Source organism: Polaromonas sp. P3_B4, from assembly GCF_056402835.1.
Window position 1 is genome coordinate 1,919,194 of sequence record NZ_JBFUGQ010000001.1, and the last position, 20,900, is coordinate 1,940,093.

Annotated in this window: 21 protein-coding genes; 10 read left to right on the top strand and 11 right to left on the bottom strand. The window is 63.6% G+C overall.

Annotated elements, in window-relative coordinates:
- The first annotated feature begins 12 nt into the window (after window positions 1–12).
- Together AC1DVV_RS09145 and AC1DVV_RS09150 are read left to right on the top strand one after the other, a co-directional pair.
- Window positions 13–849, top strand: coding sequence for an AraC family transcriptional regulator (locus AC1DVV_RS09145; RefSeq protein ID WP_477702094.1), 837 nt, complete (start codon window positions 13–15; stop codon window positions 847–849).
- Window positions 850–1,035: 186 nt separating this feature from the next.
- The gene (locus tag AC1DVV_RS09150) at window positions 1,036–1,872 is read left to right on the top strand and encodes a CAP domain-containing protein (protein ID WP_477702093.1); all 837 of its coding nucleotides are present in this window, start codon (window positions 1,036–1,038) and stop codon (window positions 1,870–1,872) included.
- A gap of 26 nt (window positions 1,873–1,898) precedes the next feature.
- On the opposite strand, the gene AC1DVV_RS09155 is transcribed toward AC1DVV_RS09150, so the two are convergent.
- The 4 genes from AC1DVV_RS09155 to AC1DVV_RS09170 form a co-directional block, all read right to left on the bottom strand.
- Window positions 1,899–2,645, bottom strand: a complete 747-nt coding sequence (locus tag AC1DVV_RS09155; RefSeq protein WP_457280444.1) for a hypothetical protein — start codon at window positions 2,643–2,645, stop codon at window positions 1,899–1,901.
- A gap of 62 nt (window positions 2,646–2,707) precedes the next feature.
- On the bottom strand, window positions 2,708–3,070 hold the full coding sequence (locus AC1DVV_RS09160; protein WP_457280443.1) for a carboxymuconolactone decarboxylase family protein: 363 nt from the start codon (window positions 3,068–3,070) through the stop codon (window positions 2,708–2,710).
- Window positions 3,067–3,291 carry a hypothetical protein gene (locus tag AC1DVV_RS09165; protein WP_477702092.1) on the bottom strand — a complete coding sequence of 75 codons (225 nt, stop codon included), beginning with the start codon at window positions 3,289–3,291 and terminating at the stop codon, window positions 3,067–3,069. The genes AC1DVV_RS09160 and AC1DVV_RS09165 overlap by 4 nt, the downstream gene beginning before the upstream one ends.
- A 201-nt stretch (window positions 3,292–3,492) precedes the next feature.
- Entirely contained in the window at window positions 3,493–4,917 is a 1,425-nt protein-coding gene (locus tag AC1DVV_RS09170; RefSeq protein WP_477702091.1) for a coniferyl aldehyde dehydrogenase, read from the bottom strand.
- 211 nt (window positions 4,918–5,128) lie between these two features.
- Between AC1DVV_RS09170 and AC1DVV_RS09175 the strand changes: the two genes are divergently transcribed.
- The 7 genes from AC1DVV_RS09175 (at window position 5,129) to AC1DVV_RS09205 (ending at window position 12,082) form a co-directional block, all read left to right on the top strand.
- Complete coding sequence (locus AC1DVV_RS09175; protein ID WP_477702090.1) at window positions 5,129–6,124, top strand: DnaJ C-terminal domain-containing protein; 996 nt, start codon at window positions 5,129–5,131, stop codon at window positions 6,122–6,124.
- On the top strand, window positions 6,121–6,435 hold the full coding sequence (locus AC1DVV_RS09180; protein ID WP_477702089.1) for a chaperone modulator CbpM: 315 nt from the start codon (window positions 6,121–6,123) through the stop codon (window positions 6,433–6,435). The genes AC1DVV_RS09175 and AC1DVV_RS09180 overlap by 4 nt, the downstream gene beginning before the upstream one ends.
- A gap of 77 nt (window positions 6,436–6,512) precedes the next feature.
- Window positions 6,513–7,613 carry a DNA alkylation repair protein gene (locus AC1DVV_RS09185; RefSeq protein ID WP_477702088.1) on the top strand — a complete coding sequence of 367 codons (1,101 nt, stop codon included), beginning with the start codon at window positions 6,513–6,515 and terminating at the stop codon, window positions 7,611–7,613.
- Between the two features lie 178 nt (window positions 7,614–7,791).
- Window positions 7,792–8,298, top strand: a complete 507-nt coding sequence (locus tag AC1DVV_RS09190) for a CreA family protein (protein ID WP_457280437.1) — start codon at window positions 7,792–7,794, stop codon at window positions 8,296–8,298.
- A 110-nt stretch (window positions 8,299–8,408) separates the two neighbouring features.
- Window positions 8,409–9,128 carry a glutathione S-transferase N-terminal domain-containing protein gene (locus AC1DVV_RS09195; RefSeq protein WP_477702087.1) on the top strand — a complete coding sequence of 240 codons (720 nt, stop codon included), beginning with the start codon at window positions 8,409–8,411 and terminating at the stop codon, window positions 9,126–9,128.
- A 59-nt stretch (window positions 9,129–9,187) separates the two neighbouring features.
- The gene (locus AC1DVV_RS09200; RefSeq protein ID WP_477702106.1) at window positions 9,188–11,080 is read left to right on the top strand and encodes a PAS domain-containing hybrid sensor histidine kinase/response regulator; all 1,893 of its coding nucleotides are present in this window, start codon (window positions 9,188–9,190) and stop codon (window positions 11,078–11,080) included.
- Between the two features lie 288 nt (window positions 11,081–11,368).
- Window positions 11,369–12,082: a YebC/PmpR family DNA-binding transcriptional regulator gene (locus tag AC1DVV_RS09205; RefSeq protein ID WP_457280435.1), complete on the top strand. Its 714-nt coding sequence runs from the start codon at window positions 11,369–11,371 to the stop codon at window positions 12,080–12,082.
- Between the two features lie 36 nt (window positions 12,083–12,118).
- On the opposite strand, the gene AC1DVV_RS09210 is transcribed toward AC1DVV_RS09205, so the two are convergent.
- The 4 genes from AC1DVV_RS09210 to AC1DVV_RS09225 all read right to left on the bottom strand — a co-directional run bounded on the left by AC1DVV_RS09210 (window position 12,119) and on the right by AC1DVV_RS09225 (window position 17,391).
- Window positions 12,119–13,051, bottom strand: coding sequence for a histone deacetylase family protein (locus tag AC1DVV_RS09210; RefSeq protein WP_457280434.1), 933 nt, complete (start codon window positions 13,049–13,051; stop codon window positions 12,119–12,121).
- A 275-nt stretch (window positions 13,052–13,326) separates the two neighbouring features.
- Complete coding sequence (gene clpB / locus AC1DVV_RS09215; RefSeq protein ID WP_477665781.1) at window positions 13,327–15,927, bottom strand: ATP-dependent chaperone ClpB; 2,601 nt, start codon at window positions 15,925–15,927, stop codon at window positions 13,327–13,329.
- Between the two features lie 305 nt (window positions 15,928–16,232).
- Complete coding sequence (locus AC1DVV_RS09220) at window positions 16,233–16,634, bottom strand: hypothetical protein (protein WP_457280432.1); 402 nt, start codon at window positions 16,632–16,634, stop codon at window positions 16,233–16,235.
- Between the two features lie 184 nt (window positions 16,635–16,818).
- Window positions 16,819–17,391: a molybdenum cofactor biosynthesis protein MoaE gene (locus AC1DVV_RS09225; RefSeq protein WP_477665780.1), complete on the bottom strand. Its 573-nt coding sequence runs from the start codon at window positions 17,389–17,391 to the stop codon at window positions 16,819–16,821.
- Window positions 17,392–17,709: 318 nt separating this feature from the next.
- Between AC1DVV_RS09225 and dapA the strand changes: the two genes are divergently transcribed.
- On the top strand, window positions 17,710–18,621 hold the full coding sequence (gene dapA / locus AC1DVV_RS09230) for a 4-hydroxy-tetrahydrodipicolinate synthase (RefSeq protein WP_477665779.1): 912 nt from the start codon (window positions 17,710–17,712) through the stop codon (window positions 18,619–18,621).
- A 19-nt stretch (window positions 18,622–18,640) separates the two neighbouring features.
- On the opposite strand, the gene moaD is transcribed toward dapA, so the two are convergent.
- Genes moaD through mobB form a run of 3 tightly spaced genes read right to left on the bottom strand, consistent with a single transcriptional unit; the run spans window position 18,641 to window position 20,807 of the window.
- Complete coding sequence (gene moaD, locus AC1DVV_RS09235; RefSeq protein ID WP_457280429.1) at window positions 18,641–18,892, bottom strand: molybdopterin converting factor subunit 1; 252 nt, start codon at window positions 18,890–18,892, stop codon at window positions 18,641–18,643.
- Between the two features lie 22 nt (window positions 18,893–18,914).
- Complete coding sequence (locus AC1DVV_RS09240; protein ID WP_477665778.1) at window positions 18,915–20,198, bottom strand: molybdopterin molybdotransferase MoeA; 1,284 nt, start codon at window positions 20,196–20,198, stop codon at window positions 18,915–18,917.
- A 60-nt stretch (window positions 20,199–20,258) separates the two neighbouring features.
- Complete coding sequence (gene mobB / locus AC1DVV_RS09245) at window positions 20,259–20,807, bottom strand: molybdopterin-guanine dinucleotide biosynthesis protein B (protein ID WP_457280427.1); 549 nt, start codon at window positions 20,805–20,807, stop codon at window positions 20,259–20,261.
- Between the last annotated feature and the right edge of the window lie 93 nt (window positions 20,808–20,900).

A 20,900-nucleotide genomic window follows, 5' to 3' on the forward strand; every position in this document is an offset into this window, starting at 1 on the left:
GAATCTCCAACCATGCCGCAACGTAAAGCCCCGCTCCATTTCGTGCCGGTGGGCGACACCGACAACTTCACGCCCAGCCGCCAGCGGCCGGTGCGCGTGCGGGCGCGGACGCTGGAAGCCGATACCCATTTCAAGCCCCATTCCCATGCCTGGGCGCAACTGGCTTACTGCTCCACGGGAGTATTGCAGGTCACGGCTGAGCAGTCGGGCCATGCGGGCGGCGAAATTACCTACATCGTGCCGCCCTCCCGCGCGGTGTGGATCGCTCCTGGCGCGCAACATCACGTGACCGTGCTGGAGGCCGCCGAATTCCGCACGCTGTACCTCGACGCAAGCGCCACCCCGAAGGGCTGGACCGGTTGCCGCGTATTGGTGGTGTCGCCGTTGCTGCGTGAGTCCATCCACGCGCTCGACGCGGCCACCCCAGAGCAGCCGCTACCGGTTGCCCGGGAACAGCTTCTTTCCAGCCTGGTGCTCGACGAGCTCGTATGTGCCGACACCCAGGCCCTCGGCGTGCCCATGCCGCATCCGCAAACCGGGGACAAGCGGCTGCGCGCGCTCTGCGAAGCCGTTCTGCGCGCACCGTCAGAGCGGGCCACGCTGGCCGAATGGGCTGCCGGCACCGGCGCCAGCGAACGCACGGTAGCCAGGCTTTTTCGCGACGAACTGGGCCTGAGCTACCAGCAATGGCGCCAGCAGGCCATCCTGGCCCACGCCCTGCCCCTGCTCACGCGCGGGCAATCGGTCAGCGCCGTCGCGGCCGCCAGCGGTTATGCCAGCGACAGCGCCTTCACCGCGATGTTCAAGGCCGCCATGGGCCAGCCACCCAGCCATTTTCAGAGTAAATAGACCTACCCCCGTCCGGGCTCATTTCGTGTAGTCCGTTCCCCCCTCAAGGGGGCGGCGCCTGGGGCCGGCAAAGCCGGACCCTCGGCCCCCACTGGTGAAATACCCCTCGCTGGCTATCATGGCTTGATGCAACTCCCCGCGACAAAGAATACCCAGCAAAGCCGACGGTGGCGTGCCGCAGCATGCGTGGCACTGACCGCCTGGCTGGCCGCGGCCAGCCAGGTACACGCACAGCCAGCCCCCTCAAACCACCCAACCCTGCTGCGCGAGCTGAACCGGGTACGGGAGGACGGTTGTGACGGGCGCGGCGCCAAGGTTTCCCTGCTGCGTGAAAACAGCGCCCTGTCGCGGGCGGCACAGCTCATGGCCGGCGGCCGCACGATGGACGAGGCGTTGAAAGCTGTCGACTACCGCGCCGTGCGGACCGCACAGATTGCCGTGCGCGGCGCGACCGGCCCCTCAGCGCTGGCGCGCAGGACCCTGGGCAAATCATGCAGCGCAGTCATGCATGCCGAGCTCGCTGAAGCCGGTTTCTACCAGCGCGGGGCACAAACCTGGGTCATTCTGGCCGCCCCCTTCTCGCCTCCCGCGGCGGCCCAGGCCGGCGATGTGCAAGCGCGGGTGCTGGCTTTGGTCAATGAAGCACGCGCCAGCCCGCGCCGCTGCGGTGCGCAGTCCTTCGCGGCCGCAGGGCCGCTGCAATACAGCCCCCTGCTGTACAACATCGCCGGGGTGCATGCCGCAGACATGGCGAGGTACAGCTACTTCAGCCACACCGGGCGCGATGGCAGCGACGTGGCCAGCCGCGCCACACGCGCGGGCTACGGCTGGAAGGCCATTGGCGAAAACATCGCCGCGGGGCAGATGCAGGCCGACACCGCCGTGCAGGGCTGGTTGAACAGCCCCGGCCATTGCGCCAACATCATGGCGCCGGCGTATACCGAGATGGGCACGGCCTTTGCGGTCAACACCCAAAGCAGCGCCGGTATTTACTGGGTACAGGTGTTCGGGGCGCAGCGGTAAGTCACCTTGCCCGGGGCGCCCTGCTGTCAGTGTTTTTCAAACGCCGCGTTGAGGCGGCGCAGCAAGGGCTTGTTCAGCTCGCGTGTGTGCCTGTTCCAGCGTTCCATGGACCGCTGCAGCTCAATCTGCAGGCGCGCGCTGGTGGCGGTATCCCCGTTCATCGCGGCCCAGATGGCGTATTCAGCGCGGCTTTCAAAGCTGCCGAAACGCTCCACGGCGGATTCAAACTCCGCTTTCGCGTCCACACCCCTGCCGGCGCCGCCCAGCGCCTGGGCAAGCAGCAGCGACACCAGCTCCGCGCGAAAGGCGGGATCGGTCTTGCGGATGAATTCAAGGTGGGTGATGGCCTCGGCATAACGCTCGCAGGCGAAATAGGCCCGGGAGGCGCCCAGCCTGATCTCCAGGTCGGAAGCGAACGGGCCCTTGAGGCATGCGTCGTAACTCTGCGCTGCCTCCAGCGCCTGGCCGGCTTCGAGCAGCGCGGAGGCCAGCCGCATCTGGTTCTGCGCGGTGGGCGTGTAGTCAAACGCGGCGTGCGCTTCCCGCAGCTCGCGCGTCGGGTCCAGTGTTTTTGCGGCTGCGGCCACGACCTTGCGCGCGCCGCGCTCCAGCCGCGAATCCGGCAGGTAGACCGCCAGGAAGTAGACGAGGCTGCCCAGCATGGGAAACGAAAACAGGATGATCAGCCAGTACATCTGCTGGCCGCTACGCAAGGCATGAACGGCAAAGAACACCGCCACAATGAAATGAAGTCCCAATCCGACAAAAGGCATGGCCCATCCCTCCAGTTATTTTGGGGGGATTCTAAAGGGATGGTGAAGGACGCATCAACCTTTCAATTGCCGGCGGGAAGCGCCTCTTCGTTCCCACTTTCGTCAAACAGGCGCAAGGCGAGCAAGCCGTGCCCCACACTGGCGCCTGCGCGCACGGCAGCCGCAACCAGAACCACTTCCGCCAGCTCCTCGCGCGTCACGCCCAGCCGCCTGGCCGCACGGGTGTGCACGTCCAGGCAATAGCCGCACTGGGTGGTGAGTGCCACCGCCAGGCAAACAAGCTCCCGCACACGGGGCTCAAGACGGCCGCCTTCGCGCTTGGCCGCATGGTCAAACGCGAGGAAAGCCTGGGCCTCCACAGGCGCCAGCCGCACGAAGGCTGGCGCCAGTTGCAGGTCTTGGGGTGACTGGTAACCGGCGCTCATGGCTGGCCTTTGCTGTCTGCTGACCTGCGGCGCCGCGCGATGGTTTCAAACAGGCCCACAAGCCAGCACATCGGGCAGCCGCGCATCAACACCAGCGCGCCCGCCAGGGGAAGCAACGCCCACAGGGGATGCGTCTGGAAAACCAGAGCGGCGCACACGAGCAAGGCCAGCGCGCATATCCCGCGCAGCAGATGTTGGGTGACCGAGGTGCTACAGAACATGGGCACCTCCGGTGGATGCGGTGCCACCCATGGTGCCGCCCGGCGCACAGTCAGGAAGATTTCGTTGCGGAAAAAACATCAGGAGCTCCTTGTCGGTGGTTGATACCGGCAAAGAGGCCCACATTCAGCAAAAGGATTCGGGTTTCCTCAAAGAAATTTGAACGGCGCCATCACCAGAACGCCAGCCCTTCAGGTCAAACCTCAGATCAAGCGCTTGAGCAAGCCCATCACCTGGTCAAAGCGTTTGCCATAAGGCGGATAAAACAGGTCGCCCCTCGCCCACTTTGACTGCACCATCACCGGCTTTTGCTGCGTCAGCCGCAGGAAACCGGTTTCGCCGTGGTAGCTGCCCCAGCCGCTTTCGCCCACACCGCCGAAAGGCAGGTTCTCGTGCGCGATGTGCATCAGCGTGTCGTTGACAGTGACGCCGCCGCTCACGGTGCGCGCCAGCACGTGGTCGCGGGCACCGGCGTCGGTGCCAAACCAGTACAGCGCCAGCGGCCTGGGGCGGGCGTTGACATAGCCAATCGCGTCATCGATCGACGCATAGGGAATCACCGGCAGGATGGGGCCGAAGATTTCCTCGCTGAGCAGTTTCGAGCCGGCGGGCACATCGAACACCAGCACCGGCGCCATCTGGCGCGACGCCGCGCCCACGCCGGGCGCACCGGCCTGGATGGTTTGCAGGCGCGCGCCCTCACCTTCGGCCTGGGCCAGCAGCGCCTGCAGGCGTTCATGGTGGCGCGGGCTGATGATGGCGGCGTAATCGGGGTTGCCGGCGATGGTGGGAAACAGCGTGGCCACGGCGCGCGCAAAGGCTTCGCCAAACGCGGCTTCACTGCCCTTGGGCAGCAGCACGTAGTCGGGCGCGATGCAGGTCTGGCCGGCGTTCAGCAGTTTGCCGTGGGCGATCTTGATGGCGGCCTTGTCGATGTCGCAGGACGCGTCGATGATGCAGGGTGACTTGCCGCCCAGTTCCAGCGTGGTGGGCGTGAGGTTGGCGGCGGCCGCTTCGGCGACCTTGCGGCCCACGGCGGTGGAGCCGGTGAAAAACAGGTGGTCAAACGGCAGCCCGGCAAATTCGGCGGCCAGGACGCCGTCGCCCTGCACCACGCAGAGTTCATCAGGTGCGAAGGATTGTTCAATCAGGGCCGCCAGCAAGGCAGAAGTTTTCGGCGTCAGCTCACTGGGCTTGAGCATGACGCGGTTGCCGGCCGCCAGCGCGGTGATGACCGGCCCGAGCGACAGCTGCACCGGGTAGTTCCACGGCGACACCACGCCCACCACGCCCAAGGGCTGGCGCTGCAGGTAGGCCCGCGCGGGCTGCAGGTACAGCGGCGTGCGCACCTTCACGGGTTTCATCCATTTGGGCAAATGCCGCAGGGTGCTGGACAGCAGCGAGCGCAGCACAAAGATGTCGGCGATTTCGGTGAGCTGGGGCGACCGCACGCCAAAGTCTGCGTTGACGGCCTGTGCCAGCGCGCTGCCGTGCTCGTCCAGCAAGGCGCGAATACGCAGCAGGCGCTCCCGCCGCAGGGCCAGCGGCACCTCGGCCTGCGCGCGGCTGGCCTGGTGCTGGGCTTCAAACAATGTTCGAAGGACGGACGGAGGTGTGCTGGAACTCATGCGGCCATGATAGGGGCCACAGGGGCAGAGCAGTAGGGACGCAACTCCAGCAGCACTGCGGGTTGACCCTGAGGCACTTGACCCCATTTACAGACCTGATGCAGAACCTGTTGACGGTCTAAACGGGTTCTCAGGCATTTGGCTGACAATCGCGCCGGCACTTATCCGCTATGGTGGTTGGCAGGTAAACCATCCCTGATGAAAGTGTTTCATGGAATTCAAGGATTACTACAAGGTCATGGGCGTAGAGCGCAGCGCCACGCCCGACGAGATCAAAAAGGCACACCGCAAGCTGGCACGCAAATACCATCCCGACGTCAGCAAGGAAAAAAACGCCGAGGCTCGCTTCAAGGAAATCGCCGAAGCCTACGAGGTGTTGCGCGATCCTGAAAAGCGCACCGCTTACGACCAACTGGGCGCCAACTACCAGGCCGGGCAGGACTTCCGCCCGCCACCGGGCTGGAACCCGGGGCAGGCCTCCAGGGGTGCCACCGGCGCTCCCCATTTTGGCGGAGCCGAAGGTTTTGACCACAGCGACTTTTTCGACGCGATCTTCCGCGGCATGGGCGGAGGGCCGCAAGGCCGGGGTGGTTTTGACGATATGCGCGGCAGCCGAAGCTTTGACATGCATGGCCAGGACCAGCACGCCAAAATCCAGATCGACATCGGCGACTCCTACAGCGGCGCCACGCGCAAGCTGCAGTTGCGCATGCCGATGGAGAGTGAAGCCGGCGTGACGATGCAGGACCGCAGCATCGAGTTCGTCATCCCCAAGGGCATACGCGCAGGCCAGCACATTCGCCTGGCGGGCCAGGGCTCTCCCGGTATGGGTCAAGGCAGCCCGGGCGACCTTTACCTGGATGTTGAATTTCTGCCGCATGCCCTGTACCGTGCCGAGGGCCATGACGTGTACATGAATCTGCCCGTCGCGCCATGGGAAGCCGCGCTGGGCGCCGAGGTGGAAGTGCCCACGCCCACCGGCGAGGTGGAGCTGAAAATCCCGGCGGGCTCTGCCGGCGGGCGCAAGCTCAGGCTCAAGGGGCGCGGGCTGCCGGGCAAGACTCCGGGAGATTTTTATTTTGTGCTGCAGGTGGTCCTGCCGGCCGCGGACACGGATGCGGCAAAGAAAGCGTACGAAGACATGGCGGCGGCATTCAAGGCCTTCAGGCCGCGCGTCGCCCTGCAAACCTCGGGAGCCAAGGCATGAACACCCCCACCCGCTACCTCGCCGGCTTCATCCTGGAAGACCAGGATGAACTCACCCTTGACGATCTCTGCCGGGCCTGCGCCGCGCAGTCGGAGCTCATCGTGGACCTGGTACACGAAGGCCTGCTGGCGCCGATGGGAGAGGCTCCTGAGGTTTGGCGCTTCACCGGCGTGCACTTGCACCGGGCCACCGTGGCCGTGCGCCTGCAGCGCGACCTGGGGGTGAACCCAGCCGGTGCGGCGCTGGCACTGGAACTGATGGACGAGCTGGACAGCCTGCGCCGACAGCTGCACCGTCTGCAGGACAACTGACCCACTGGCGCGGGCAATCTTTTATATAGGACAGATCATGGCGCTCGCTGCCAAAGCACCGTGGGAGAATTCGCGCCATGTCCACCGAAGCAGCGCCCGCCCTGAAAAACATCTTTGACAAGGTGCGCTATCGCCACATCGCGGCAGAAACCACCGCGGTCTACCCGCGTTTTGACGGTAAAAAATTTCTTGCACTCGCGCTCCCTGGCCTGGACGAGCTCTCGCTGATGCAGCGCCTGCGGCGCACCAGCGAGTGCCTGCACGCCACATTGCCGGCTGACTTCCCAAAAGCCATCGCCATCCTGCGCAAGCTGGCCCCGCGCATCAACAGCGGCTTCGTCACGCTGGTACTGCCGGACTATGTGGGCCTGTATGGGCGCGATGATTTCGACACCTCCATGGAGGCGCTGAAGTTTTTCACCGCCTTCGGGACCTCGGAGTTCGCCATCCGTGAATTCATCCGCCAGGACCCTGCGCGCACGCTGGCCGTGATGAAGGCCTGGGCCAAAGACAAGAGCGAGCATGTGCGGCGCCTGGCCAGCGAAGGCAGCCGCCCTCGCCTGCCCTGGTCTTTCAGGCTGGATGCGCTGATGGCCGACCCCGAACTTGCCGCGCCCATCCTGGAATCGCTGAAGTCCGACAGCAGCCTCTACGTACGCAAGTCGGTGGCCAACCACCTCAACGACGTCACCAAGCTGCACCCCGACTGGGTGCTGGAGCGCCTGAGGAGCTGGCCGCTGGACAACCCGCACACCGCGTGGATTGCCCGGCACGCGCTGCGCACACTGATCAAGCAGGGCGACAGGCAGGCGCTGGGTGTGATCGGCGCCGGTAAAAAGGCGGACGTCGGCATCAGCGGTTTGTCCATCACCCCCAAGAAACTCACCCTGGGCGAGCGGATGTCACTGTCGTTCACACTGCAATCCACCTCGCGCCAAAGCCAGCGGCTGGTGGTGGACTACGCGGTGCACTACGTCAAGAAATCGGGCAGCAGCTCGGCCAAGGTATTCAAACTCAAGGAGTTAACGCTGGCCGCCGGCGAAAGCGTGCAGCTGTCGCGCAGCCAGGTCGTGCGCGACTTCACCACCCGTGTGCACCATGCCGGGCGGCACGCGGTGGACATCATGGTCAATGGGGAACGCCTTGCGAGCGGGCATTTTGACCTGGTGAAGACCTGAAATGGCTACAGCCCAATAAAGACAAGCGCAAGCAGCTATCAAATATATAGCAATCCAATATACTACCTTGTCGCAGGGCCGCGCAGCCCAGGCACCTGGCGGCGGGCTTTGTACAGTAGCTACCTGACGCCCTCCCGCCGCCCTTCCGATTCCCATACCAAGCACCAAGGACATGTTCATGCGCCAACTCACCCTGCAACGATTCAGCCCCGCCTATTGCGCCCTCAGCCTGGTGCTGCTTCTGTCCGCCTGCGGAGGCGCCGGCGGTGAAGAGATCGGCGCGGTCGACACGGTCTTCAAATTCATCGGGCCGGACCACAAGATCGTGGTGGAAGCCTATGACGACCCCAAAGTGAGCGGCGTCACCTGTTATGTCTCGCGCGCCAAGACGGGTGGAATCAAGGGCGCATTCGGCGTGGCCGAAGACAAGGCCGAAGCCTCGATAGCCTGCCGGCAGACCAGCGTGATCAGTTTCCCGGGAGGCAAACCGATCGAGAAGCAGGAAGAAATGTTCAGCGAACGCATTTCGCTGGTCTTCAAAAAGCTGCGTGTGGTGCGCATGGTGGACACCAAACGCAACACCCTCGTCTACCTCACCTATTCCGACCGCGTGATCGAAGGTTCGCCGCAGAACAGCGTGACAGCGGTTCCGGTGCCGGCGGGCACGGTGATTCCGGTGAAGTAAAGGGCCGGCCACGGTCTTCGCGGCTGGCGGGCCTGAATACCCCCGCTGGCCGGCGGGACTAGCGGGCTGCGCCGTCGGCGTTTTCGCTTTTGACAACAGAATTTCGACCCATGACCCAACCCACAAACACTTCCCTTGCGGATTTCCCCATCACCCGGAAATGGCCCGCCCAGCACCCTGACCGCATCCAGCTGTATTCGCTGCCCACGCCCAATGGCGTCAAGGTATCGATCATGCTGGAAGAGTGCGGCCTGCCCTACGAGCCGCACCTCGTTGACTTTGGCAGCAACGACCAGATGTCGCCGGCATTTCTGTCGCTCAACCCGAACAACAAGATCCCGGCCATCCTCGATCCGAACGGTCCTGGCGGTAAACCGCTGGGCCTATTCGAGTCCGGCGCGATCCTGATCTACCTTGCCGAGAAGACCGGTAAATTCCTGCCAACGGACGCAGCTGCCCGTTACGAAACCATCCAGTGGCTGATGTTCCAGATGGGCGGCATCGGCCCGATGTTTGGCCAGCTCGGCTTTTTTCACAAGTTCGCCGGCAAGGACTATGAGGACAAGCGCCCGCGCGACCGCTATGTCGCCGAGTCCAGCCGCCTGCTCGGCGTGCTGAACCAGCGGCTCGAAGGCCGCAGCTGGATCATGGGCGACGACTACACCATTGCCGACATCGCCACCTTCGGCTGGGTGCGCAACCTGATCGGGTTTTATGGCGCCGGTGAGCTGGTGGAAATCCAGAAATTTCCCAACGTGACGCGCGTGCTCGACGCGTTTGTGGCGCGCCCTGCCGTCGTCACGGGGTTGGGCATACCCGCGCGCGGCTGACGCCCCCACGCGAACACGGCCGATAGGCCGGGATGGTCAAGTTGGCTATCATGGCGGGCATGTCCGCCAAGCCAGCTCCTAGCCCGGAACAGATTACAACGGATCGCTTTCGCCTGCTGGTGGATGCGGTGCAGGACTACGGCATCTTCATGCTCGACACCGCGGGCAACGTGATGTCCTGGAATATCGGCGCCCAGCGCATCAAACAGTACCGGGCCGACGAGATCATCGGCCGGAATTTCTCCACCTTTTATCCCCCTGAGGCCGTCGCCGCCGGATGGCCCGCCGAGGAGCTGCGCCGCGCGGAAAGAGACGGGCGCTTCGAGGAAGAAGGCTGGCGCATACGCAAGGACGGCAGCCGTTTCTGGGCCAATGTTGTCATTACCGCGCTCAGGGACGAGAACGGAAAACTCGCCGGCTTCGGCAAGGTCACACGCGACCTCACGGAACGCCGGGCTCACGAGGAAGCGCTGCGCGAGAGCGAGGAACGCTTCAGGTTCATGATCGAAGGGGTGCGGGACTACGCGATCTTCATGCTCAGCCCCGACGGCGTGATCGAGAGCTGGAACAGCGGCGCGCAGCTCATCAAGGGCTACAGCCCGAGCGAAGTCATCGGCAAACATTTCAGCCTGTTTTACCGCCCTGAAGACCTGGAGGCCGGCAAACCCGAAGCCGAGCTGAAGGCGGCCCTGGAGCATGGCCGCGCTGAAGAAGAAGGCTGGCGCGTTCGGCGGGACGGCTCGGTGTTTTGGGCCAATGTGGTGATCGCCCCGGTGTATGACACGGGCCGGCAACTGCGCGGCTTTGTCAAAGTCACACGCGACATGACCGAAAGGCGGCGCCTGCACGAGCTGGAAAAATCCAGCAAGCGCATGAGCGAGTTCCTGGCCATGCTGGCGCACGAGCTGCGCAACCCGCTGGCGCCCATCCGCAACGCCATCACCATCCTGCAACTGGAACCCTCCCCCAGCCCGCTGGTTCGAAGCAGCCGCGACATGATTGACCGGCAGCTCACGCACATGACACGCCTGGTCGACGACCTGCTCGATGTCGGGCGGCTGACCACCGGCAAGATCCGGTTCAAGGCGGAGCAGGTTTCCTACAACCAGGTGGTGGCCCGCTCCATTGAGGCCGTGCGCCCCTTGTTTGATGCGCGGCGCCACCGCCTGAAGGCAGACATCCCGGCCGCGTCGCCGCTGGTGCAGGGAGACGCCACACGGCTTGCCCAGGTCCTGCAGAACCTGCTGGTCAATGCCGCAAAGTACACCCCCGAGGCGGGCCTGATCGAGCTGAAAGTCTGGCAAGAGGGCACGCAGCTCTACACCTCGGTCCGCGACAACGGGCTGGGTCTGTCGTCCCAGGCGCTCAGCCAGATCTTCGAGCTGTTCTCCCAGGGCGACGCGCAGACAGCCGCGCGGGAAAGCGGGCTGGGCATCGGCCTGACGCTGGCACGCTCCCTGGTGGAAATGCACGGCGGCGCACTGCATGCTGAAAGTGAGGGCCCAGGCCGCGGCAGCACATTCACTTTTTTCCTGCCCAATGCGCAGACAGGCGTGCACGGCACCGATGACGCAAGCGGTCCGGGCGCGGCCATCCTGGTGGTGGACGACAACCGCGACGCAGCCAATAGCCTGGCGGAGATTCTCAGGCTGATGGACTGCCAGGTGAAAGTGGCCTATGACGGCCCCGCTGCGCTGGAGATGTTTCGCCAGCAGGCACCCCAGGCCGTTTTGCTGGACCTCGGCATGCCGGGAATGAACGGCTACGAGGTGCTGGCAGCCCTGCGCGCCCTGCACGGCGGCGAGCAGGTGACGGTCGCGGCCCTCACCGGCTTCGGCACGGACGAAGACAAAAGCCGCGCGCTGGCCGCCGGGTTCGATGAGCACCTCACCAAGCCGCTGGACTTTACCGCCCTGCAGGCATTTCTACAGACCGCCGGCGTGGTGGTTTGAGCGTTTGGGCGGCCAGGAAGGCTGTTTCTGCCCCTTTTCAGGCATCAAAAATGTCTGCAGCCTAATAACATCGTGCGCCAGCAGCTATCAAATAGATAGCAATTTCAGGAATGCCAATGTGTGTAGCTCGCCCGCAAGGCCCGCCGGCAGGCCGCCGCGGCCATGGGTGTATAACCAGAGCCCCCGGTCCCGCGCTTTTTCCTCATCCCGCGCGTGGCCGCTCACCTCACATCAATAAGCATCAAGCCGGGCGCATCGGGCGCCACGACACACCAAGGAAGATCAAACATGGGCGCGCAGTGGAAAGCAAAAGGCAAGGAACTGGCCGCAAATGCCAAGGGCAAGGTATTTGGAAAACTGGCCAAGGAAATCATGGTGGCCGCGCGCAGCGGTGCCGACCCGTCATTGAACGCCCGCCTGCGGCTGGTGGTGGAGCAGGCCCGCAAGGTCTCCATGCCCAAAGACACGCTGGAGCGCGCCATCAAAAAAGGCGCCGGCCTCACGGGCGATGCGGTTCATTTTGAACACGTGATCTACGAAGGTTTTGCCCCCCACCGCGTGCCGGTCATGGTCGAATGCCTGACCGACAACCTGAACCGCACCGCATCCGAAGTTCGTGTGCTGTTTCGCAAGGGGCAGCTGGGCACTTCCGGCTCGGTGTCCTGGGATTTTGACCACGTGGGCATGATTGAAGCCGAACCTGCCGCAGCAGGCGCCGACCCCGAGCTGGCCGCCATTGAAGCGGGCGCCCAGGACTTTGAGCCGGGCGAAGAAGAAGGCACCACCCTGTTCCTGACCGACGCAGTCGACCTGGACCTGGTGAGCCGCGCACTGCCGGCCCAGGGTTTCAGCGTGCTGTCGGCCAAGCTGGGCTACAAGCCGAAAAACCCGGTCGATCCGGCAACCCTCAGCGCCGCCGAACTCGAGGAAGTCGAAGCCTTCCTGGCCGCCATCGATGCCAATGACGATGTGCAGACCATTTATGCGGGCCTGGGCAGCTAGGGCCTGTCTGTTTGCGTTCCCCGGGCGTTTCCCGGGTCAGTTGCCCATCAGCGCGCGCACATGCGCCGCCGTGCCGCTGGCCAGGCCTTCCATGCTGTAGCCTCCCTCGAGGACGGAAACCACACGGCCCTCGGCGGTTTCATCGGCCACCTTCATCAACTCCCGGGTGATCCAGTGGTAATCGTCGTCCGTGAACTTCAGGCCGCCCAGCGGATCCAGATGATGGGCATCGAAGCCCGCGGAGATGATCAGCAGCCCGGGCGCAAACTTGCGCAGGGCCGGCAACAACTGGTCGGTCATCGCGGCGCGGAAGGCGGCAGACCCGGTGCCCCGCGGAAACGGCACATTCACGATGTTTCCAGCCACGCCGGTTTCATGGCGCGCGCCGGTGCCGGGGTAAAACTGGGACTGGTGGCAGGAACCGTAGAACAGGTCCGGGTCGTCGTAGAACGAGTTCTGCGTGCCGTTGCCGTGGTGCACGTCGAAGTCCACCACCGCAACACGCTGGATGCCGTGCCGCTCGCGGGCATGCAGCGCTGCAATGGCCGCCTGGTTGAACACGCAAAAACCCATGGCCTGGTCGGCCTCGGCATGGTGGCCGCAGGGGCGGGTAGCGCAAAAAACGTTGCTCGCCTCCCTTGTCACCACATCGTCCACGCCGGCACAGGCCGCACCCACGCAACGCATCACCGCCTCCAGCGAGCCCGGCGACAGGATGGTGTCACCGGCATCGAGCGCGCGGTAACCCTCGGCCGGCGACACAGCCTGCACTTGCTCCACATAGCCGGGTGTGTGCACGTGGAGCACCTGATCGAAGGAGCCCAGCGGCGCATCGCGCCAGAGCGCCTTCGCAAACTCCGGTGTCTTCAGTGCCCGCAGCACGGCTTCGAGACGCTCGGGCGACTCCGGGTGGTGCGGGCCGGGACGATGGTCGAAACAGGCTTCGTGGGTGTAGATCAGGGTGCTCATGGGCGTTTGTCTCCTTTGCAGCGCCGGCGCCGCCATGCAGTCGATGGCTTTCATGGCTGCGGGTTTTTGTACGGTCTCGTGAATGACTTTAACGGATCCTGTCCGCAAGCCGCTCTGCCAGCCGCCTCAGACGGCGAGCAAGAAAAAACCCGTTGCCTGCGTGCGCAGGAACGGGTTTTTGTCTTTTTCACATCAATAATGGCCACCAGCCCCCGCTGGTAAGCGCGAGCAGCTATCAATCCGATAGCAAGCTGCAGGCGCCGCTCAGCCCGGCCTCACCCGGCCGCCGCTTCGAAGCTGAACACCCCCGGATTCTGGATCGGGTCCACATCCACCGGGATGGTGCTCTTGGGCGGGAACTTGCCCTCAAGCAATAACTTCGACAGCGGGTTTTCAATGCGCTGCTGAATCGCACGCTTGAGCGGGCGCGCGCCAAACACCGGGTCGAACCCGACCTTGGCGAGCTCGGCAATCGCCGCTTCCGACACCTCCATGTTGAGGTCCATCTTCTGCAGACGCGCTATCAGCGTACGCAGCTGGATGCGGGCGATGGACTCGATGTTTTTCGCGTCGAGCGAATGGAACACCACGGTCTCGTCGATACGGTTCAGGAACTCGGGCCGGAAGTAGTTCTTCAGCTCGCCCTCCACCGCTTCCTTCACATCCTCATAGGGCTGCCCCACCATGGACTGGATGATGGGCGAGCCGATATTGCTGGTCATGACGATCACGGTATTCTTGAAGTCCACGGTGCGGCCCTGGCCGTCGGTCAGGCGGCCATCGTCCAGCACCTGCAGCAGCACATTGAAGACATCGGGGTGGGCTTTTTCCACCTCATCGAGCAGCAGCACGCTGTAGGGCTTGCGGCGCACGGCTTCGGTCAGGTAGCCGCCCTCCTCGTAGCCCACGTAGCCGGGAGGCGCGCCGATCAGGCGGGCCACGGAATGCTTTTCCATGAACTCGCTCATGTCGATGCGGATCAGGTGGTCTTCGCTGTCGAACAGGAAACCCGCCAGCGCCTTGCACAGCTCGGTCTTGCCGACGCCGGTGGGGCCCAGGAACAGGAAAGATCCCGTAGGCCGGTTCGGGTCGGAAAGACCCGAACGCGAGCGGCGGATGGCATTGGCCACGGCGCCGATGGCTTCGTCCTGGCCGACCACACGCTCGTGCAGCTTGCCTTCCATGAGCAGCAACTTGTCGCGCTCGCCCTGCATCAGCTTGCTGACGGGGATGCCGGTGGCGCGCGCCACGACCTCGGCGATCTCTTCAGCGCCGACCTGGGTGCGCAGCAAGGTGGGCGCACTGGACTTTCCCTTGCTGGCTTCGCTAGCCTGCGCTTCTTTGAGGCGCTTTTCCAGCTCGGGCAGCTTGCCGTATTGCAGCTCGGCGACTTTGTTGAAGTCGCCCTTGCGGGTGAATTCCTCGATCTGGAAGCGAATGCGGCCGACTTCTTCCATCACGTCCTTGGAGCCGAGCGCCTGGGCTTTTTCGGCCTGCCAGATTTCATCGAGGTCGGATATCTCCTTTTGCAGCTTGGCGATCTCCTCTTCAATCAGGTCGAAGCGCTTTTTCGAAGACTCGTCTTTTTCGCGGCGCACGGCTTCGCGCTCGATCTGTAGCTGGATCAGGCGGCGGTCGAGCTTGTCCATGACCTCGGGCTTGGAGTCCATCTCTATCTTGATCTTGGCCGCGGCTTCATCGATCAGGTCGATGGCCTTGTCGGGCAGGAACCGGTCGGTGATGTAGCGATGGCTCAGCTCGGCCGCGGCCACGATGGCCGGGTCGGTGATCTGCACGCCGTGGTGCTCTTCGTATTTCTCTTGCAGGCCACGCAGGATGGCAATCGTCGCCTCCACGCTCGGCTCGCCCACCAGAATCTTCTGGAAGCGGCGCTCCAGTGCGGCGTCTTTTTCGATGTACTTGCGGTATTCGTCGAGCGTAGTGGCGCCGACGCAATGTAACTCGCCGCGTGCCAGCGCAGGTTTGAGCATATTGCCCGCGTCCATGGCGCCTTCTGCCTTGCCGGCGCCCACCATGGTGTGCAACTCGTCAATGAAGACGATGGTCTGGCCTTCGTCCTTGGCGAGTTCGTTGAGCACGGTTTTCAGGCGCTCTTCAAACTCACCGCGGAACTTGGCGCCGGCCAGCAGTGCGGCCATGTCCAGGCTCAGCACACGCTTGCCCTTGAGCGAATCCGGCACCTCACCGGCCACGATGCGCTGGGCCAGGCCTTCTACGATGGCGGTCTTGCCGACGCCGGGCTCGCCGATCAGCACCGGGTTGTTTTTGGTTCGGCGCTGCAGCACCTGGATCGCGCGGCGGATTTCATCGTCGCGGCCGATCACCGGGTCGAGCTTGCCCAGGCGGGCGCGCTCGGTCAGGTCCATGCAGTATTTCTTGAGGGCTTCGCGCTGGCCTTCGGCGTCGGCGCTGTTCACGCCCTGCCCGCCGCGCACGGCGTCGATCGCCGCTTCCAGCGCCTTGCGGGTCAGGCCGTTTTCTTTGGCCAGCCGGCCCACGTCGCTCTTGCTGTCGGCCACAGCCAGCAAAAAGAGTTCACCTGCAATGAACTGGTCGTTGCGCTTGATGGCTTCTTTTTCAGTGGCCTGCAGCAGCCTGGCGAGGTCGGGGCTGACCTGGATCTGGTCCTGGCCCTGCACCTGCGGCAGTTTTTTAACGGCCGCATCAGCTGCCTGCGTGAGGCCGCCCACGTTGACGCCGGCTTTTTCAAGGAGGGCACGCGGGCCGTCTTCCTGGCGCAGCATGGCTGCCAACAGGTGAACCGGCTCGATATAGCCGTTGTCGTTGCCCAGCGCGAGGGACTGCGCATCGCTCAGGGCTTCCTGGAATTTGGTGGTTAGTTTGTCTTGTCGCATTGAATTTGACTCCGCAAAGGGGCTCCGGGCTCACGAAGGAGCGGTTATTGCCGAGTTTGGGGCTTTTACGCCCCTTTTCAAGTCATCTAGCAGCAAGCAAGGCAAGCCATTGGGCCGCGTTTGATGTGCGTCAAGCCCGCCCGGTTCAGGCGTTGCCGGACCACCTTGTCCAGCGGCTTCGGGATCCACCAGCCAAAGACGCCTCGCTGCCCTTGGGAAAAGAGCCACTGCCGGTCACAGAGATCAAGGTGTTTTTGCTTGCGTGAAGCGCAACGGCCTGCTACCTGAACTTGAAAACCGCCAAACTACTGCGCCCTGACCTTGATAATTCCTGCCGCAGCCAGCTCCGCAACAGCCGTTCTTGCAAATTTGCCCGCCACGCTTTTGCTGTCACTGCCGATGGGCGTACCTCCCTTGATTTCAACGGACCAAGGCTTTGTGCCTGGCGGTGATTCCTTGAAGTGAACGGAAACAACCAGAACAGCCCCTGGACCCGTTATGGTGTGGTGAGTCCCAGTGACCCGGATACGAATCTGCGCATCATCGCCGCGCGTTGCACCGCCGTCTTTTAGCGCTGTTTCAATCTGGGCAGTCATTTGCCCCCGGATTTCAGTCAGCAGCTCTTCGACCTCTTTCCTGGCAGATACGACATATGCGCCGCTGACAGGCGGAGGGGAATAGCCGTAAGTGGAAACGGTGACGGCCATGGGTATGGCGCCAGGATTGACCCACACAACTTCGGCGCTGCTTACCCGCCTGGTCTGCACATCGGGTGTTTGTCGCGTGATATTGCTTGCACAACCAGCCAAGCCTATGAAGCAGATAAACAGCGATAGAACTCTGTAACAACGAAACATAAATACCTTCCAGAGAAATCAGAAAATTGCGGGGCTAAGCGTTTCGGGCCGAAATTCCCCATTTGGCCAGCGCCGCATCGTCGGTGACGCGGGCATCCACCCAGCGGGCGCCTTCCGGCGTTTCTTCCTTCTTCCAGAACGGCGCCTGGGTTTTCAGGTAGTCCATCAGGAATTCGCAGGCCTTGAAGCTTTCGCCGCGATGGGCTGACACTACGGCCACCATCACCACCTGGTCCAGCGGCTGCAGCAGGCCGACGCGGTGGATGACGCGGGCGCCAAAAATATCAAAACGCGACATCGCCTCATCGATCATGGCTTCGATGGCTTTTTCGGTCATGCCGGGGTAGTGTTCGAGCTCCATGGAAAGTACTTCTCCCGCGCCGGCCGACGAACGCAGCGAAGGGCCGCCCCGAGCAAGTTCAGCCCCCTCGGGGGGCAGCGAGGACACGCCAGTGCCGGGCGTGGGGGCCATATTGCGGTCCCGAACCGTGCCGGTGAAGGTGCAGACGGCGCCGACGCGCTTGTCGTTTGCGCGCAGCGCGGCAACTTCATCGGCGAGGTTGAAGTCGTCGGTGGTGATGAGGACGCGGGGGGAAGACTGGGCCATAGTGGCAATTTTGCCACTGGGCCAACCAGGCCGGTGCTTATTCGACGCCGAAACAGTGCCACAGCCCGGCCCCTCAAGTAATATGGCGGCATGACTGGCCACATTCACCTCCTTGCCACCCGGACGCCCGACAGCGCCCGTGGCTTTGAGGCGTGCGCCAGCAAATCGAAAAAACCGTTGCTCATTTGACCGGGGCTGCGGTTCCGTCGTCGAATGAGCGATGGAACCGCCGGTTACTTTTCCAGAGTCTTTTGCGGACACCTTCTCTTGTTCTGATGACGGCCTTTTTAGCCGGTCAGTTTTTTGGGATGTGTATTCATGCAAACAGCGCTCAATGCCGAGCAGGCGAATCAAGCCACTCAGGCAACTCACGATTTCTCGGGACTCTGGATCCCGCTCGTTACCCCGTTTGACCAGGACAAGGTCGACTACGGGGCCTTGAAGCGCCTGGTAGCGCACTACCAGGCCTGCGGCATCGCGGGGCTGGTGGTATGCGGCTCTACGGGTGAAGCTGCCGCGCTCAGCGATGAAGAGCAACTAGAGGTGCTGCAAACCGTGATGGCAGAAGCCCCCGACCTGCCGGTGATCATGGGCTTGTCGGGCTATCACCTGGGCAAAACAGTGGCGCGCGTTCGTGCTTTGAGCCCACTGAACCTCGCGGGCATCTTGCTGCCGGCGCCCAGCTATATCCGGCCCTCACAAGAGGGACTGATCGAATGGTTTACCACCCTGGCCGATGCCAGCGCGGTGTCGGTGGTGCTTTACGACATCCCCTACCGCACGGGGAGCCAGATGGCACTCGAAACCATCCGGGCGCTGGCGGCCCACCCGCGCATACAAGCCGTCAAGGATTGCGGGGGTGACACGGCAAAAACGCGGGCACTGATCGCCGATGGGCTATTGCAGGTGCTGGCCGGTGAGGATGCAAACATCTTCGCGACTGTGGCAGCAGGCGGCCGGGGCGCTATCGCGGCAGCGGCGCATTTGCATACGTCGCGATTTGCGGAAATTGTTCAGCGCCTTCGAGCGGGTGACGTAGCTGGGGCCGAGGCTTTGTGGAGACCGCTGCCGCCGCTGATTGAAGCCCTGTTTGCAGAACCCAATCCAGGCCCGCTCAAGGCATTGCTGGCGCGACAGAGTTTGCTGAGTGACGAGTTGCGCAGCCCGATGACGCGCGCGTCTGCGGCGCTGGTGGAGCGGCTTGTGAAGCTGGATGCGCTGGTGGTTTGAGCCGCCGAGAGTGAGTGAATCAACCGCCGGTGACGGGGGGAAAGAAGGCGACTTCGCAGCCTTCGCTGAGTACAGCCGACTCATCGCTCATGACCTGGTTGAGCGCCATGCGCACCGACTTGCCGCGCGCAAGCGCTGCAGCGTGCGCGGGCGTGGCCGCCAGCAACTCATCGCGCAGCGCGGCCAGCGTAGCGGCAGAAGTGTCGCGCAACTCGCTGCCCTGCCCTATGGCTTCGCGGATCGAGGCAAAGTATTTGACGGTGATTTTCATAAAGGTCTTACCGGGAATGCCCTCACGACATCAAGGCTGAAAACGGAAGGAACTGCACCACGTCCCCGTGCGCGATGGTCTGGCCTGCCGGGTTGTCGATCACGCCGTCGCCCCAGACCACCGAGGTCAGCACGCCGGAACTCTGGTTGGTGAACAGTTCCAGCCCGCCGGACGCGTTGCGCCTGACGCGCAGGAATTCGCGGCGCTTGTCGGCTTTGGGCCAATTGAAATGGGCCGGCGCCGCAATCGGGCTGACGGCGGTTTGCACAGCCCCTTGCAACTTGAGCAGGAAGGGCCGCACCAGGACCAGGAAGGTCACAAAACTGGACACCGGGTTGCCAGGCAGGCCGATGAAGTGGGAGCCTGCAATCTTGCCGTAGGCGAAGGGCTTGCCCGGCTTCATGGCGATCTGCCAGAGCGCCAGTTCGCCCAGCGCCTGCACGGCGGGCTTGATATGGTCTTCTTCGCCCACCGACACGCCACCGCTGGTGAGGATCAGGTCGTGCTGCTCGCTGGCGCCCTTGAGCGCGGCGATGGTGGCGTCCAGGCGGTCGGGCACGATGCCCAGGTCAGTGACCGTACAGCCCAGGCGCAGCAGCAGCGCACGCAAAAAGAAGCGGTTGGAGTTGTAGATGGCGCCGGGCTTCATGTCGGCGGGTGCAACCTCGCCAGGCATGACAAGTTCGTCGCCCGTGGAAAACAGGGCGACGCGCACCCGGGGCGCCACCTGCAATCTGTCGAAGCCGATGCTGGCGGCAAGACCAAGCGAGGCCGGCGTCAGGCGCTCGCCACGGTGCAGCACCACGGCGCCGGCAGCGACGTCTTCGCCCCGACGGCGAATCCACTGGCCCGCTCTGGGCGCTGTCTGAATGCGCACGCCGGCCTGGCTTTCGCTGCCGGCGTTGACCGTCTCGCAGTCTTCCTGCATGACCACCGCGTCGGCGCCCGGCGGAATGGGGGCGCCGGTGAAAATGCGCGCCGCAGAGGCTGGCGCGAGCATGTGGCCGCTGCTGCCGGCCGGAATGCGCTGGTTGACCTGCAGCACCGCATCGGCCGACCAGTCGGCAACACGCACCGCATAGCCGTCCATGGAACTGTTGTCGTGTGCCGGCACATCGAGGCTGGACACCAGGTCCTGGGCCAGCACCCGGCCGTCGGCATCGAAGGTGGAAACCGTCTCGGCACCGGGCAGCAATGCCGCGCGGCCCAGCAATTCGGCCAGCGCCTGGTCCAGCGGCTTCAAGGGGGCCCGGCCGGGCTGCGGCGCAAGCGCCGGGCCGGCGGGCGCGGAGGAAACAGAACTCATGGTCGGGGTGTCCGGAACAAAAACATGAACGGAACGAAAAAAGCCTGCTTTGGCGAACGTTTAACCGAAACGGTCTTCAAACGAATAGGCGAAGCGTTCCTGATTGTTGACCAGGTACTCCGCCACGGCGTCGGCGTCGTCCAAATCCAGCACCGGGCGCAAGGTTGCTTGGGGCAGCTTGCCGGGTGCATCCGTGGCAACGGCGACGATGAAATCGTCGTCCGGGTAGAGCGGGGGCTTGCCGGCATAGTCGGCCGAAGGCGCACGCCAGACTTCGATCTTGAGCAGGTCGCTGCTCTTGAAGCCCTCTACCAGCACCCAGTCCACGCCGCCATACAGCTCGGCGATCAGCTGGTGAACGGTGAGCTCGGACGGCTTTTCAAATTCACGCATCAGCGCAAGCCGGTTTGGCGAGGCCACGACCACTTCAAAGGCACCGGCCTGGCGATGCCGGAAAGTGTCTTTGCCGGGATGGTCAATGTCGAACTTGTGGTGCGCATGCTTGACCACCGACACGCGCAGGCCTCTGGCCTTCAGTGCCGGGATCAGCTTTTCGACCAGTGTCGTCTTGCCCGAACCGGAATACCCGGCAAATCCGACCACGTTCATGATGTCGCTCTCACAGAAAGAAAGGCCGGAAGACGCCCAGGCCGCTATTAAAAATATAGCTGCTTGCGCAAGTCAGATATGGGCTACAGCCCG

What these genes read in the sequence shown, in the direction of transcription:
- AC1DVV_RS09225 (WP_477665780.1), bottom strand. Translation starts at nt 17,391, where the DNA reads ATGGCCCAGTCTTCCCCCCGCGTCCTCATCACCACCGACGACTTCAAC.
- AC1DVV_RS09165 (WP_477702092.1), bottom strand. Translation starts at nt 3,291, where the DNA reads ATGTTCTGTAGCACCTCGGTCACCCAACATCTGCTGCGCGGGATATGC.
- AC1DVV_RS09220 (WP_457280432.1), bottom strand. Translation starts at nt 16,634, where the DNA reads ATGGCCGTCACCGTTTCCACTTACGGCTATTCCCCTCCGCCTGTCAGC.
- AC1DVV_RS09180 (WP_477702089.1), top strand. Translation starts at nt 6,121, where the DNA reads ATGAACACCCCCACCCGCTACCTCGCCGGCTTCATCCTGGAAGACCAG.
- AC1DVV_RS09170 (WP_477702091.1), bottom strand. Translation starts at nt 4,917, where the DNA reads ATGAGTTCCAGCACACCTCCGTCCGTCCTTCGAACATTGTTTGAAGCC.
- AC1DVV_RS09195 (WP_477702087.1), top strand. Translation starts at nt 8,409, where the DNA reads ATGACCCAACCCACAAACACTTCCCTTGCGGATTTCCCCATCACCCGG.
- mobB (WP_457280427.1), bottom strand. Translation starts at nt 20,807, where the DNA reads ATGAACGTGGTCGGATTTGCCGGGTATTCCGGTTCGGGCAAGACGACA.
- AC1DVV_RS09155 (WP_457280444.1), bottom strand. Translation starts at nt 2,645, where the DNA reads ATGCCTTTTGTCGGATTGGGACTTCATTTCATTGTGGCGGTGTTCTTT.
- AC1DVV_RS09190 (WP_457280437.1), top strand. Translation starts at nt 7,792, where the DNA reads ATGCGCCAACTCACCCTGCAACGATTCAGCCCCGCCTATTGCGCCCTC.
- dapA (WP_477665779.1), top strand. Translation starts at nt 17,710, where the DNA reads ATGCAAACAGCGCTCAATGCCGAGCAGGCGAATCAAGCCACTCAGGCA.
- AC1DVV_RS09200 (WP_477702106.1), top strand. Translation starts at nt 9,188, where the DNA reads ATGTCCGCCAAGCCAGCTCCTAGCCCGGAACAGATTACAACGGATCGC.
- AC1DVV_RS09145 (WP_477702094.1), top strand. Translation starts at nt 13, where the DNA reads ATGCCGCAACGTAAAGCCCCGCTCCATTTCGTGCCGGTGGGCGACACC.
- clpB (WP_477665781.1), bottom strand. Translation starts at nt 15,927, where the DNA reads ATGCGACAAGACAAACTAACCACCAAATTCCAGGAAGCCCTGAGCGAT.
- moaD (WP_457280429.1), bottom strand. Translation starts at nt 18,892, where the DNA reads ATGAAAATCACCGTCAAATACTTTGCCTCGATCCGCGAAGCCATAGGG.
- AC1DVV_RS09210 (WP_457280434.1), bottom strand. Translation starts at nt 13,051, where the DNA reads ATGAGCACCCTGATCTACACCCACGAAGCCTGTTTCGACCATCGTCCC.
- AC1DVV_RS09185 (WP_477702088.1), top strand. Translation starts at nt 6,513, where the DNA reads ATGTCCACCGAAGCAGCGCCCGCCCTGAAAAACATCTTTGACAAGGTG.
- AC1DVV_RS09205 (WP_457280435.1), top strand. Translation starts at nt 11,369, where the DNA reads ATGGGCGCGCAGTGGAAAGCAAAAGGCAAGGAACTGGCCGCAAATGCC.
- AC1DVV_RS09160 (WP_457280443.1), bottom strand. Translation starts at nt 3,070, where the DNA reads ATGAGCGCCGGTTACCAGTCACCCCAAGACCTGCAACTGGCGCCAGCC.
- AC1DVV_RS09240 (WP_477665778.1), bottom strand. Translation starts at nt 20,198, where the DNA reads ATGAGTTCTGTTTCCTCCGCGCCCGCCGGCCCGGCGCTTGCGCCGCAG.
- AC1DVV_RS09175 (WP_477702090.1), top strand. Translation starts at nt 5,129, where the DNA reads ATGGAATTCAAGGATTACTACAAGGTCATGGGCGTAGAGCGCAGCGCC.